This window comes from Pseudomonas sp. BF-B-15 (assembly GCF_019946675.1).
Classification (GTDB): domain Bacteria; phylum Pseudomonadota; class Gammaproteobacteria; order Pseudomonadales; family Pseudomonadaceae; genus Aquipseudomonas; species Aquipseudomonas migulae.
Genome location: NZ_JAGYFZ010000066.1, coordinates 1 through 14091, shown reverse-complemented (window position 1 = coordinate 14091; position 14091 = coordinate 1). Strand labels below are relative to the sequence as shown.

The window sequence follows — 14091 nt, the reverse complement described above, 5'->3', positions numbered from 1 at the left end:
CGACATGAGACATTTTTCGCAAGGGTGCACCATTACAGAACCGATGATCATGCAAAAAACGCTGAAATGACTGACAGACAACGACCTGTTCGCAATCACTCAGCAGTCATGCTGTATGAATTCAGTACAGCGATTAAAATTTTTTGCACCAAAACCGCACAGTGCGTCTACGCTGAGTGCGTCGGGTATCCGCCAATTACCCACTGGCGGGGTGAACCGGTAACGTTTTTGTTTGTCACGCAGTCGGCCAGGAGGGCGCAACACGATGCAAACCGTGGCGTCAAGCCCCATTAAAAGGTGCTTGTAACCCCCGGTTTTATGAGGTTTTTACGGTAACACGCAGGCGTTCAGAAAAAAAAACAGCAGTTTTCTGATTTGTGCACGCTTGTTGCATTCACACTCACATCGCCTGCAATGCAACCACTGGAAGTGGAAGCCTTCAGGCAAATAAAAACAGTGGCAGGGTTGCCCGATGGAGATTCAAACGTTTCACCAGGGACTCTTTTTACCGATGCTCACGCCTTGGAAAACAGCGATGACGTTGTATTCCGGTTGCATTGGGGCTGTAAATTTGCGACATCTACCAAGCTGTTTGCGACGGGGTCGTAAAGAAGCTGAAAGGATAGATACGCAAGTATCGCCAACATGGTCGGCGTGATATAAGTTTGCGCCGACACAAAAAGAAAGAGCCGCCCAGATAATAAAACAGGTGGGACGGCAGTACTCTTCTAAAACCAAAGGAGCAAATCACGATGCGCGTGATGAAGTGGAGCATGATCGCACTGGCAGTTGCAGCAGCAGCCAGTACTCAAGTGGCTACGGCCGCACCTTTCGTAAGTGACCAGGCTGAAGCCAAAGGTTTTGTTGAAGACAGCTCGTTGAACTTGCTGGTCCGCAACTACTACTTCAACCGTGACAACAAAGACGGCGCCCGCGACGTCAAAGACTGGACCCAAGGTCTCTGGGGCACCTACAACTCCGGCTACACCCAAGGTACTGTCGGCGTTGGTGTTGATGCATTCGGTTACCTGGCCATCAAACTGGATGGCGGCGATGGCACTTCCGGTTCGGGCAACATGAGCCGTAGCGACGTTGTAAACGCCAACGGTGGCCGCAACGTCAACGACAGCCAGGGTAAAGCAGGCGCGGCCATTAAATTCCGCGTTTCCAAAACCGAGCTGAAAATCGGCGACATGTCGCCAAGCACTGCTCCAGTGTTTGCTGTTGGCGGTTCCCGTATCCTTCCTCAAGTTGCCAGCGGTATCCAACTGCAGAGCAGCGAAGTCAAAGACCTTGACCTCGAAGCCGGCCACTTCTACTCGGGTTCCAGCCAGGACAAAAACTCCCGCGACGGCGACCTGTTTGCAAACTATGCTGGCGTGAAAGCCAAAAGCATGGACTACTTCGGTGGCAAGTACGGCATTACCGACAACCTGTCCGCATCGCTGTATGGCGCCCAGCTGGAAGACATCTGGAACCAGTACTACGCCAACGTGAACCTCACCACTCCATTTGGTGGTGACACGTCGCTGAACACTGACTTCAACATCTATCGCACCACCGATACCGGTGATTCGAAAGCTGGTGACATCAGCAACACCGCATTCTCGCTGGCAACTGCTCTCTCGTTCCTGAAAGCGCACACCATCACCCTGGCCTTCCAAAAGGTTAATGGCGATACCCCGTTCGACTACGTCGGTATCGGCAAGAACAACCGCGGTGGCGACTCGATCTTCCTCGCCAACTCCATCCAGTACTCTGACTTCAACGCCCCTGGCGAGAAGTCTGCCCAGATCCGTTACGATCTGAAAATGGCTGAGTACGGCGTTCCAGGTCTGAGCTTCATGACCCGTTACGTGAAAGGTTGGGACATCGACGGTACCAACACCCCAGCAGGCAGCGCTTACACCGGCCTGTACGGTGAAGATGGCAAGCACAACGAAACCAACTTCGAAGCCAAGTACGTTGTTCAGTCTGGCCCGGCAAAAGATCTGTCCGTTCGCTTCCGTCAAGCTTGGCACTTTGCTAACGCCGACGAAGGTGAAGGCGACGTGAAAGAGTTCCGTGTGATCGTCGACTACCCACTGTCGATTTTGTAATCGCATCCAGTTAGTTTGCGGTAACAAATAAAAAAGGCCCATCTTCGGATGGGCCTTTTTGTTGCCTGCGTGTTGCTTACTGCACCGCAGATTCCTGCACCACACGAATCACCCGCTGTGGAAACGGGATATCGATACCGGCCGTTTTCAACCGGTCACGGGACTGTTCGTTAAACATGAACATCACATCCCAATAATCCGCCGTCTTCACCCACACTCGCAGGGAAACAGTGATCGAACTGTCGCCCAGGGTAGAAATGACAGCTTGCGGAGCCGGCTCAGCCAGGATGCGATCATCCTTGGCCAGATCCAGCAATACTTCACGGGCTTTCTGCAAGTCCGCTTCGTAATCCACGCCCACATCAAACACAACCTTGCGGGTGGGTTGACGGTTAGTGTTGGTGATAATGCCGTTCGACAAGTTGCCGTTCGGGACGATGATGGTCTTGTTATCGCCAGTGCGCAGTACGGTGTGGAAAATCTGAATGCTGTCGACCGTACCGGCAACACCTTGAGCTTCGATCCAGTCACCAATACGGAACGGACGGAACAACAGAATCAGCACGCCACCGGCGAAGTTCGCCAGGCTGCCCTGCAACGCCAGACCGATGGCCAGACCGGCCGCACCGATTGCAGCAACGAAGGAGGTGGTTTCGACACCGATCATCGACGCCACGCTGACGATCAGCAAGATCTTCAGAATAATGTTCGCCAGGCTGCTGATGAAGCCTTGCAGCGCCAGGTCAGCGTTACGCAACGCGATCAGGCCGCCCAGTTTCTGCGTCACTTTGTTGATCAACCACCAGCCGATGGCCAGGGTGATGATCGCCAGCAGCACCCGACTGCCGTATTCCATGATCATCGGAATCCAGGCTTGGGACGCCTTGACCAGGTTGTCCACTTCAGCATTCAAGTCCATCTACATTCTCCTGATTTCCGGCCACACGGCACGCGAAAAAAATAAGCGGCAGAAAGGCTGCTCCCGTTCGGGGGCAGCCTTTCTGCCGCTGCTTGGGCCTCGGACGCCGAAAACGCCGAGAGGTTCCCGCCTGAGAAATCAGTCGCGGAAGTTGTTGAACTGCAACGGCATGTCGAACGTCTTGGCGCGCAGGGCTGCGATAGCTTCCTGCAGATCGTCACGTTTCTTGCCGGTAATGCGCACCTGCTCGCCCTGAATGGCGGCCTGCACCTTGAGCTTGGCGTCCTTGACGTGAGCGACGATTTTCTTCGCCAGCTCTTTGTCGATGCCTTCCTTGAGAACGGCTTCCTGCTTCATCAGCTTGCCCGACGCATAGGCATCCTTGACTTCAAGGCACTGCACGTCGATCTTGCGCTTGACCAGCGCCAGCTTGAGGATCTCAATCATTGCTTCGAGCTGGAAATCGGCTTCAGCGGTCAGGTTGACGGTCAGGTCCTTTTCCTTGAACTCGAAGGTGCCCTTGCCTTTCAGGTCATAACGACGATCGAGTTCCTTGACGGCGTTCTCGACCGCGTTGGTGACTTCGTGTTTGTCCAGTTCGGATACCACGTCGAACGACGGCATGTAATCTCTCCAATAAAGGGCGCGCTCGATCAAGATGGAGCACGCCTGGCTTGCGGTTAAAATCCGCGCTGATTATAACGGGTCTTTCCCATCATTCACTGCGAGCGTCCGATGCACGCCTCAAACAGAGCAAAAAGCTGATGTCCACCACCTGGCATGTTCTGGGCGCCGGCAGCCTCGGCACTTTATGGGCCACGCGTCTGGCGCGGGCCGGGGTGCCGGTCCGGCTGATCGTGCGGGATGCGCCGCGCTTGCAGGCTTATCAGGCTGCGGGCGGCTTGACGCTGGTGGAGCACGGCGAAGCAACAACGTATGCCATCCCCGGCGAAACTACCGACAGCGATGAGCCGATCAATCGCCTGCTGGTGGCCTGCAAAGCCTACGATGCCGAGCAAGCCGTGGCCCGACTGGCGCCGCGCCTCGCGTCCGGCGCCGAATTGATCCTGTTGCAGAACGGCCTTGGCAGTCAGGACGCCGTTGCGGCGCAGGTGCCGCAAGCGCGCTGCATTTTTGCTTCGAGCACCGAAGGCGCATATCGCGACGGTGACTGGCGCGTGGTATTCGCCGGTCACGGTTACACCTGGCTGGGGGATGCCGGTCATCCCGTGGCGCCGATCTGGCTGGATGACGTGAGCGCCGCCGGGATTCCCCACGAATGGAGCACCGACATTCTGACCCGGCTTTGGCGGAAACTGGCACTCAACTGCGCGATCAATCCACTGACGGTGTTGCACGATTGCCGCAATGGCGGCTTGCAGGACCACCATTGCGAAGTCGCAACCCTCTGCGGCGAACTGACCGAGCTGCTTGAACGCTGTGGCCAGCCGGCCGCCGCCGAAAACCTCCAGCCGGAAGTGGAACGGGTGATTCACGCCACTGCAGCCAATTTCTCGTCGATGTATCAGGACGTTGCGAATCAACGCCGTACCGAAATCAGCTACCTGTTGGGCTATGTCTGCAAAGTGGCTTCGCGACACCAACTGAACCTGCCGCACCTCAATCAGCTTGAATCACGCTTGATCGCCCATCTGCACAGCCTTGGATTGCCCAGCGACTGAGCAGCGGCTACGCTGGCCACTTGTTCCTTTTCAGCGATAAACCTGATGCCATTGCGCCAGCGCCTTGAAAACCTTCCCGTCGGCCAGAAACTGCTGGCCGCCCTGCTGGTGCTGTTGACCACCGTTTTGCTGGTCGCCAACCTGACCTTTATCAGCGCCGCGTACTACATTTCCCAGGAAAGCATGGCGCCCCAGGCCTTGCAGACCATCGGCCGACTGGTGTCCAACCCCAGCCTGGTGGCTGAAGCGCTGCAGTCACCACAAAATGCCGAGCGACTGCTCAATGAGCTCAACAGCTATTCACCGCTGCGCGCGGCAGCCCTGTATGACGGCAAGGGCGAAAGGCTGGCGCAGTTGCAACGTGGCGATCATTTGGGCCTGCCCGAGCGTTACCGCCACATCGAATCCTGGCAAGCCACCGAATTTCGCAGCAACCAAGTGATCACCCTGCCCCGCCCCGGCACCGCGCCCGGCCATCTGCTGCTGGTCGCCAGCAGCGAACTGCCGATGGCCTTCTACACCGGGACCCTGACGGCCAGCCTCGGCATTCTGATCTTCAGCGTACTGTTATGGCTGGTGATCGCCCGGCAGATCAAACGCCTGATTACCCGGCCGATCCATCAACTCGAAGAGCTGTCGCGGCAAGTGACCCGGGAGGAGAACTACGCCCTGCGCGCCTCACGCGGCAACCATGACGAAATCGGCAGCCTGGCCGAGGCGTTCAACACCATGCTCTCGCGTATCGAGGCACGGGAGCAGCAACTCAAACGGGCACGGGACGAATCCCAGGCCGCTTACGATCAGGCCCAGGGCCTGGCCGAAGAAACCCGCCACACCAACCGCAAACTGGAACTCGAGGTCCAGGTGCGCAGCAAGATCGAGAAGAAACTCACCGGGTTCCAGAATTACCTCAACAGCATCATCGACTCCATGCCGTCGGCGCTGATCGCCCTCGACGAGCAGCTCTACGTGACGCAGTGGAATCAGGAGGCCAGCGCCCTCTCCGGCACACGCCTGGATGAAGCGCTGAATCAGCCGATCTTCCTTGCGTTCGAACCGCTCAAACCGTTTCTGCCGCAGCTCAAGCAAACCGTCGAGCAGCACACGGTCGCGAAGATCGAGCGCGTGACCTGGCTCAAGGACGATGAACCCAAGCATTACGCCCTGACCTTTTACCCGCTGATGGGCGGTGCCGGTCGTGGTGTGGTGATCCGCATCGACGACATCACCCAGCGCCTGTCGCTGGAGGAAATGATGGTGCAGTCGGAAAAAATGCTCTCGGTTGGCGGCCTCGCCGCCGGCATGGCCCACGAAATCAACAACCCGCTTGGCGCGATCCTGCACAACGTGCAGAACATTCGTCGACGCCTGTCCCCGGACTTGCCAAAAAACCTCGAACAGGCCGAACAAGTCGGCGTTGAGCTGGATACGGTCAACGAGTACCTGAAAGTACGTGAGGTGCCGCAGCTGCTCGACGGCATTCAACAGGCGGGCGCCCGGGCGGCGAAAATCGTCACCCACATGCTCAGCTTCAGCCGCCGCAGCACCCGGCAAATGGCGCCGTGCGATTTGCCGGCGCTGATCGATCAAGCCGTGGAAATCGCCGGCAACGACTTTGACCTGGCAATTGGCTTTGACTTCAAGGGTCAGGCGATCATTCGTCAGTTCGACCCCGCTCTGGGTCCCGTGCCCGGCACCGCCAACGAACTTGAGCAGGTGCTGCTCAACCTGCTGAAAAACGCTGCGCAAGCCATTCACCAGCGCGAGGACGGCTGCGAGCCGGGACGGATCATCCTGCGGACCCGACTCAATCCGCCGTGGGCGGAAATTCAGGTCGAGGACAATGGCATCGGCATGAGTGAGAGCGTGCGCAAACGCACCTTCGAACCCTTCTTCACCACCAAGGAAATCGGTCAGGGCACCGGGCTTGGCTTGTCGGTTTCGTATTTCATCATCACCAACAACCACAAGGGTCAGATGGAAGTGCAATCGACCCTGGGCCAGGGCACGTGTTTCACCTTGCGCCTGCCGTTGACGAGCACCCCGCTCGTTTCTCAAGAACTCAATCAGCTTTCGAGGTAACCATGGGCTTTCGCTTGTCGAAGATCTACACCCGCACCGGCGACAAAGGCGAAACGGGGCTGGGCGACGGCCGCCGCGTGCCCAAGGACCACCCGCGGATCGAAGCCATTGGCGAAGTCGATTCATTGAACAGCCAGGTCGGCGTGCTGTTGGCCGGGCTCGAAGCGGAACGTGAAAAGTTTCCCGGATTAAACGAAGTGATCGAGGTTTTGGCGCCTTGCCAGCATCGGTTGTTCGATCTCGGTGGCGAACTGGCCATGCCGGAATATCAGGCGTTGAAGGCGGCAGAAATCGAACGCCTGGAAGCGGCGATCGATGTGTGGAATGAAGAGCTGGGGCCCCTGGAGAATTTCATTCTGCCGGGCGGTTCGGCACTGATTGCGCAAGCGCATGTGTGCCGAAGCCTGGCGCGCAGTGCCGAGCGCCGGTGTCAGCATTTGAATGCGCTTGAACCGTTGGCCGGGGTTGGCCTGGCGTACATCAATCGGTTGTCGGATCTGTTGTTTGTGGTGGCGCGGGTGATTGCCAGGCGCCAGGGGGTTGCGGAGATTTTGTGGCAGCCTGCTGCGAAACCCGGGGTTTAAGCGGCACTCTTAAGGACGCCTTCGCGGGCAAGCCTCGCTCCTACTGAAGAATGCATATCCCTGTAGGAGCGAGGCTTGCCCGCGAATAGGCCGGCAGCTACACCAAAGAATCCGGCCAGAACGCCCGGATCCCCGCCACACCTTGGGCGCCTGCCGCCCAAGCCTGATCAACTTGCGCCGGTCCAACACCACCGAGCAAGAACACCGGCTTGCTGAAACCTTCGATCAACGTTGCAGCCTGCTCCCAACCCAGCGGCTGAGCCCCCGGATGCGTCAGGGTCGGCTGCACCGGCGACAGGGTCACAAAGTCCACGCCCATCTGCTCGGCCAGCGCCAGTTCCTCGGCGTTATGGCAGGACGCCGCCAACCAGCGCGACGCCGGCAGCGGACGACCGGCCGCTGCGTATTTGCGCAGCTGTGCCGAGGTGATGTGCCAACCGGCCGACGGGAAATCGCCCAACCATTCGAACGGCCCCTTGATCATCAACTGCGCCTTGCCGGCACACAGCCCGGCCGCGTCCACCGCCAGATCGCGGTATTTCGGGTCGTAGCCGTTGGGCGCCCGCAGCTGGATCAACTTGATGCCGTTGGCGATGGCTTTCTGAATACCGCGCAGCAGCGCAGGGGTTTCCAGATCTTCAGGCGTAATCAGGTAAGCCGCAGGCAATCGCGCCGCCGCAACGATTGGCTGGTTGGCGGCCGGAAACTCATAGCCCGGCAGATCACGCGGCGCCACCCATTCCAAAGGCTGGCCTTCGGCACCGTGAGGTTCGCCGGAAAAGTCCGAGACCTCCCAGACATCCAGCAATACTTGTTTGTCCGGGTAGTCATGGCGGACCTTTATCAGCGGTCGCGCGGCATTGACCACAATTCCCAACTCTTCATGAAGCTCACGGGCCAGCGCAGTTTCCACGGACTCGTCGGCCTCGACCTTGCCACCCGGGAATTCCCAAAGACCGCCCTGATGCTGAGTGTCGGCGCGCCGGGCGATAAGGATCTTGCCGCTGCTCTCGCGGATAACCGCGGCGGCTACGTGTACTCGTTTCACTGCCCGACCTCCTCCAGACCCGCCTTTTGCCAGGCCTTGAAGGCTGGCCATTGGTAGATCGTTTCGACGTAGGCCTCGTCCGCCACCGGCAATTTCACCTGGTAGGTGCGAAGGCGCACGGCAATGGGTGCGAAGAACGCATCGGCCAGGGTCGCGCGGCCAAACAGGTATGGACCGGTTTCGGTCGCGGCTGCGCGGCACTCGGCCCACAACGCCAGCATGCGTTCGATGTCCGCCTGGACGTCAGCCGGGACCGGCGACAAAGGTGCGTCGCGGCTCAGGTCAAACGGCATGTTGCCGCGCATGGCGAAGAAGCCGGCGTGCATTTGTGCACAGGCCGAACGTGCCTGGGCGCGGGCCGCGACGTCTTTGGGCCAGAGGCCGGCATCAGGGAATTGTTCGGCCAGGTACTCGGCAATCGCCAGGGAATCGGCGATGGTGCCGTGCTCGGTTTTCAGCAACGGGACTTTGGCGGTCGGCGAATGCTTGAGCAACTGCTCGCGAGTGTCCGGCTGGTTCAGTTTGATCAATTCTTCGGTGTACGGGGCGCCGGCCAGGTCAAGGGCCAGGGCGCCGCGCAGGGACCAGGAGGAATGCAATTTGTCGCCGATGATCAGGTGGAGGCTCATGTTCGGGACCTTTTGATGAGGGGGGACAGGCCAGAATCTTTGGTGTCTGATCGGACCTCTTCGCGGGCAAGCCTCGCTCCTACAGGGATTGCGCGATCCTTGTAGGAGCGAGGCTTGCCCGCGAAAGCGATCTGTCTTACGTACGGTACTCGGCGTTGATCTTCACGTATTCGTGGGACAGGTCCGTGGTCCAGATGGTTTCGCTGCAATCGCCGCGACCCAGTTCGATACGGATGGTGATTTCTTCCTGCTGCATCACCGCTGCGCCCTGGGCTTCGGTGTAGGTCGATGCGCGGGCACCACGGCTGGCGATGCAGACTTCGCCGAGGAACACGTCGATCTTGCTCACGTCCAGGTTTGGTACGCCGGCACGGCCAACGGCAGCCAGGATGCGGCCCCAGTTCGGGTCGGATGCGAACAGCGCGGTCTTGATCAGCGGCGAGTGCGCCACGGTGTAGCCAACGTCCAGGCATTCCTGGTGATTGCCGCCGCCGTTGACTTCAACGGTGACGAACTTGGTCGCGCCTTCGCCGTCACGCACGATGGCCTGGGCCACGTCCATGCACACTTCGAACACAGCCTGTTTCAGCTTGGCGAACAGTTCACCACTGGCGGAGGTGATTTCCGGCAGTGCCGCCTGACCGGTAGCGATCAGCATGCAGCAGTCGTTGGTCGAGGTGTCGCCGTCGATGGTGATGCGGTTGAACGACTTGTTGGCGCCGTCCAGCAACAGGTTTTGCAACACGTCGCGGGAGACTTTGGCGTCGGTGGCGATGTAGCCGAGCATGGTCGCCATGTTCGGACGGATCATGCCCGCGCCTTTGCTGATGCCGGTAACGGTGATGGTCACGCCGTCATGCTGGAACTGGCGACTGGCGCCCTTCGGCAGGGTATCGGTGGTCATGATGCCGGTGGCGGCAGCTTCCCAGTTGTTCACCGACAGGTCGTCGAGAGCGGCTTGCAGCGCGCCTTCGATTTTCTCGACCGGCAGCGGTTCGCCGATCACACCGGTGGAGTACGGCAGCACCAGGCTGGCATCGACGCCAGTCAGCTCAGCCAGTTTCGCGCAGGTGCGCTCGGCGGCCGCCAGACCCGGTTCGCCGGTGCCGGCGTTGGCGTTGCCGGTGTTGGTCAGCAGGTAACGCACCGGACCTTGCACACGCTGCTTGGCCAGGATCACCGGAGCGGCGCAAAAGGCGTTCAGGGTAAACACGCCTGCCACGGTGGAACCTTCGGCGCAGCGCATGACCACGACATCCTTGCGTCCAGGACGCTTGATGCCGGCCGAGGCGATACCGAGTTCAAAACCGGCAACCGGGTGCAACGTTGGCAAAGGACCAAGACCAACAGCCATGAATGCGCTCCTTAATAAATGATGTCTGCACCGCTTTCAGGAAGAACGGTGGTGTAAATGGCAAAACGCCGCGACGGCTGATGCCGGTCGCGGCGCGGGTATTTCAGCGTATGAAACGGGTTTTACTGGATCTGCCCGTGGCAATGCTTGAACTTCTTGCCCGAACCGCAGTAGCACAGTTCGTTACGGCCCAGCTTCTGTTCGTTGCGAACCGGTGCGGTGGCGAGGGCTACATCGAGCTCTTCACCCAGCTGTTCCGGTTGATCGAGACCAGGTGCTTCAGCGTGCTCGAACTGCATGCGCGCCGCCAGTGCTTCGGCTTCCTGGCGCAGGCGTTGCTCTTCTTCGATCGGATCTTCGCGGCGGACCTGAACGTGCGACAGCACACGGATCGAGTCGCGCTTGATCGAATCCAGCAACTCGGAGAACAGCGTGAACGACTCGCGCTTGTACTCTTGCTTCGGGTTCTTCTGCGCATAGCCACGCAAGTGGATGCCGTGACGCAGGTGGTCCATGGTCGACAGGTGGTCTTTCCACAGGTCGTCCAGCACGCGCAGCACGATTTGCTTCTCGAAGGTACGCAGCGCGTCGGCGCCCGCCTGGTCTTCTTTCTCGTTGTACGCCGCAATCAGCTCCTGCATCAGCTTCTCGCGCAGGGTTTCTTCGTACAGGTGATCGTCTTCGTCGAGCCATTGCTGGATCGGCAGCGCCACACCGAAGTCGCTCTGCAACGCCGCTTCCAGACCCGCCACGTCCCACTGCTCAGGCAGCGACTGCGGTGGAATGTGAGCGCTGACGGTAGCGTTGAGTACGTCCTGACGGAAGTCGGCGATGGTTTCACCGATGTTGTCGGCGGCCAGCAACGTGTTGCGCATGTGATAGATCACTTTACGCTGTTCGTTGTTGACGTCATCGAACTCGAGCAGTTGTTTACGAATGTCGAAGTTGCGGCCTTCAACCTTGCGCTGAGCCTTCTCGATGGCGTTGGTCACCATGCGGTGCTCGATCGCTTCACCGGACTGCATGCCCAATGCTTTCATGAAGTTCTTCACCCGGTCAGAGGCGAAGATGCGCATCAGGCTGTCTTCCAGCGACAGGTAGAAACGGCTGGAACCGGCGTCACCCTGACGACCTGCACGACCACGCAACTGGTTGTCGATACGGCGCGATTCGTGACGTTCGGACGCAATCACCTGCAAGCCACCCGACTCCAGCACTTGCTGGTGACGCTTCTGCCAGTCGGCCTTGATCTGGGCAATCTGCTCCGGCGTCGGGTCTTCCAGAGACGCGACTTCCACTTCCCAGTTGCCGCCCAACAGAATGTCGGTACCACGACCGGCCATGTTGGTGGCGATGGTCAGTGCGCCTGGACGACCGGCCTGGGCAATGATTTCGGCTTCTTTTTCGTGGAACTTGGCGTTCAGGACCTTGTGCTCGATGCCTTCCTTCTGCAGCAGCGCAGACATGTGCTCGGAAGTTTCGATGGTTGCAGTACCCACCAGCACCGGACGGCCGTGAGTCATGCACTCCTTGATGTCGTTGATGATCGCCGCGTATTTCTCTTCGGCGGTCAGGAACACCAGGTCGTTGTAGTCTTTACGCGCCAAAGGCTTGTTCGGCGGGATCACCATGACCTGCAGGCCGTAGATCTGGTGGAATTCGAACGCTTCGGTGTCTGCGGTACCGGTCATGCCGGACAACTTGTTGTACAGACGGAAGTAGTTCTGGAACGTGGTCGACGCCAATGTCTGGCTTTCGGCCTGGATGTTCAGGTTTTCCTTGGCTTCGATAGCCTGGTGCAGGCCTTCGGACAAACGGCGACCCGGCATGGTACGACCGGTGTGTTCGTCGACCAGGACAACCTGACCGTCCTGCACGATGTATTCAACGTTGCGGTTGAACAGCTTGTGCGCACGCAGGCCGGCATAGACGTGGGTCAGCAGGCCCAGGTTATGCGCCGAATACAGGCTCTCGCCTTCAGCCAGCAGGCCGACGCGGGTCAGCATGTCTTCGATGAACTGGTGACCGGCTTCGTTGAGTTCGACCTGACGGGTCTTCTCGTCGACGGTGTAATGGCCGGCCTTGGTGACTTCGCCTTCGACTTCTTCGACGTGCAATTGCAGCTGCGGGATCAGTTTGTTGATCTCGATGTACAGCTTCGAGCTGTCCTCGGCCTGACCGGAAATGATCAGCGGGGTACGGGCTTCGTCGATGAGGATGGAGTCGACTTCGTCGATCACGGCAAAGTTGAGTTCGCGCTGGAATTTTTCTTCCATGCTGAACGCCATGTTGTCGCGCAGGTAGTCGAAACCGAATTCGTTGTTGGTGCCGTAGGTGATGTCGGCGGCGTAGGCCTGACGTTTCTCTTCCGGCGGCTGGAAAGGTGTAACCACACCGACCGTCATGCCGAGGAATTCGTAGAGCGGACGCATCCAGTTGGCGTCACGGCGGGCCAGATAGTCGTTCACGGTAACAACGTGCACGCCTTTGCCGGACAGCGCGTTGAGGTAAACGCCCAGTGTGGCCACCAGGGTCTTGCCTTCACCGGTACGCATTTCCGCGATCATGCCTTCATGCAAGGTCATGCCGCCGATCAGCTGGACATCGAAGTGGCGCATACCCATGACGCGCTTGCCGGCTTCGCGGGCGACCGCAAAGGCTTCTGGCAGCAGCTTGTCGAGGGTTTCCCCTTTGGCGATGCGGGCCTTGAACTCATCCGTCTTGGCACGCAATTGATCGTCCGAAAGGGCCACCATTTGCTCTTCGAAGGCATTGACGAGTTGCACCGTCTTGAGCATGCGTTTGACTTCACGCTCGTTCTTGCTTCCAAAAAGTTTCTTTAACAAAGGCGCAAACATATCGGCAGGATCTTCCACACTAAAGGGATGGAGGGCGGCCCCGTGAGTCGCCCGTGCAGCCCTCATGGCCGCATGCGAACGAGCATTCTACCCGGAAACGATGGTGAGGAAAGTGGCGTTGTTCCACGATGCATGCACTGCGCTGTTACGGGGCTCACTTAAAATAAGGGCTTTTTGCTGAACTTCAAGCCACTGACGGCAGAAGTTACTTGTTGATTTAATGGGTAAAGCGCGCGCAAAGCAATGGGTCGGGTGCAACCAGTGCTTTCTGCTACCATGGCGGCTCTGTTACTTCAGGTGTCTGATCATGGCATTTCGCCCTCTTACGGCCAGAGCACCCGCCGTTCTGCTTCGCGAAGCCAAACCGCTGAAAGCCATTTTTGGCCATGCTCAACGCCTGGGTCATTTACAACGCCTGCTCGAAAGCCAATTGCAGCCCGCTGCGCGCGAACATTGCCATGTGGCGTCGTGGCGCGAAGGCAGCTTGTTGCTGATTGTCACTGACGGACATTGGGCAACGCGTCTGCGCTATCAACAGAAGCGTCTGCAACGGCAGTTGCAGATGTTTGATGAGTTCGCCAGCCTGACGCGGATTCTGTTCAAGGTGCAGCCGCCGACCGTTCAGCAAGGAGCGGCCGGGCATACCATCAGTTTGTCGACGGATGCGGGGGCGACGATCCAGGCTACGGCTGAGGGGATCAGCGATCCTAATCTCAGGGCTGCCCTCGAACGACTGGCCGCTCACGCCAAACCAAAAGACTGACACGGCCCCTGTAGGAGCGAGGCTTGCCCGCGAAGCTTTGGGCGCCCTCAAGGGCCCCTTCGCGGGCAAGCCT

11 protein-coding genes are annotated in these 14091 nt (G+C 58.9%); 5 read left to right on the top strand and 6 right to left on the bottom strand.

Annotated features, from left to right (window positions below; all coding sequences use genetic code 11):
* Positions 1–752: 752 nt before the first annotated feature.
* Positions 753–2099 carry an OprD family porin gene (locus tag KGA97_RS19935; RefSeq protein WP_008043324.1) on the top strand — a complete coding sequence of 449 codons (1347 nt, stop codon included), beginning with the start codon at positions 753–755 and terminating at the stop codon, positions 2097–2099.
* A gap of 76 nt (positions 2100–2175) precedes the next feature.
* Here the strand turns inward: KGA97_RS19935 and KGA97_RS19930 are convergent, their stop codons facing one another.
* Both KGA97_RS19930 and KGA97_RS19925 read right to left on the bottom strand, forming a co-directional pair.
* Positions 2176–3018, bottom strand: a complete 843-nt coding sequence (locus KGA97_RS19930; RefSeq protein WP_008043325.1) for a mechanosensitive ion channel family protein — start codon at positions 3016–3018, stop codon at positions 2176–2178.
* A gap of 138 nt (positions 3019–3156) precedes the next feature.
* Entirely contained in the window at positions 3157–3642 is a 486-nt protein-coding gene (locus KGA97_RS19925) for a YajQ family cyclic di-GMP-binding protein (protein WP_007906601.1), read from the bottom strand.
* 140 nt (positions 3643–3782) lie between these two features.
* Between KGA97_RS19925 and KGA97_RS19920 the strand changes: the two genes are divergently transcribed.
* The 3 genes from KGA97_RS19920 to KGA97_RS19910 are packed head-to-tail and all read left to right on the top strand — an operon-like array spanning position 3783 to position 7366.
* Complete coding sequence (locus KGA97_RS19920) at positions 3783–4700, top strand: putative 2-dehydropantoate 2-reductase (protein ID WP_223481342.1); 918 nt, start codon at positions 3783–3785, stop codon at positions 4698–4700.
* Between the two features lie 45 nt (positions 4701–4745).
* On the top strand, positions 4746–6782 hold the full coding sequence (locus tag KGA97_RS19915; RefSeq protein ID WP_008029248.1) for a sensor histidine kinase: 2037 nt from the start codon (positions 4746–4748) through the stop codon (positions 6780–6782).
* 2 nt (positions 6783–6784) lie between these two features.
* Positions 6785–7366, top strand: a complete 582-nt coding sequence (locus KGA97_RS19910) for a cob(I)yrinic acid a,c-diamide adenosyltransferase (RefSeq protein WP_223481341.1) — start codon at positions 6785–6787, stop codon at positions 7364–7366.
* A gap of 97 nt (positions 7367–7463) precedes the next feature.
* On the opposite strand, the gene KGA97_RS19905 is transcribed toward KGA97_RS19910, so the two are convergent.
* The 4 genes from KGA97_RS19905 to secA all read right to left on the bottom strand — a co-directional run bounded on the left by KGA97_RS19905 (position 7464) and on the right by secA (position 13255).
* Entirely contained in the window at positions 7464–8414 is a 951-nt protein-coding gene (locus KGA97_RS19905; protein ID WP_192417096.1) for a Nudix family hydrolase, read from the bottom strand.
* On the bottom strand, positions 8411–9043 hold the full coding sequence (locus KGA97_RS19900; protein ID WP_192417097.1) for a glutathione S-transferase family protein: 633 nt from the start codon (positions 9041–9043) through the stop codon (positions 8411–8413). Before KGA97_RS19900 ends, KGA97_RS19905 begins: the two co-directional genes overlap by 4 nt.
* Positions 9044–9179: 136 nt before the next feature.
* Positions 9180–10397, bottom strand: coding sequence for a bifunctional glutamate N-acetyltransferase/amino-acid acetyltransferase ArgJ (gene argJ, locus KGA97_RS19895; RefSeq protein WP_008029257.1), 1218 nt, complete (start codon positions 10395–10397; stop codon positions 9180–9182).
* A 122-nt stretch (positions 10398–10519) separates the two neighbouring features.
* Positions 10520–13255 carry a preprotein translocase subunit SecA gene (gene secA, locus KGA97_RS19890; protein ID WP_032832795.1) on the bottom strand — a complete coding sequence of 912 codons (2736 nt, stop codon included), beginning with the start codon at positions 13253–13255 and terminating at the stop codon, positions 10520–10522.
* A 307-nt stretch (positions 13256–13562) separates the two neighbouring features.
* Between secA and KGA97_RS19885 the strand changes: the two genes are divergently transcribed.
* A complete protein-coding gene (locus KGA97_RS19885) occupies positions 13563–14018 on the top strand; it encodes a DUF721 domain-containing protein (protein ID WP_008029261.1) in 456 nt (151 codons plus the stop codon).
* The last annotated feature ends 73 nt before the right edge of the window (positions 14019–14091 follow it).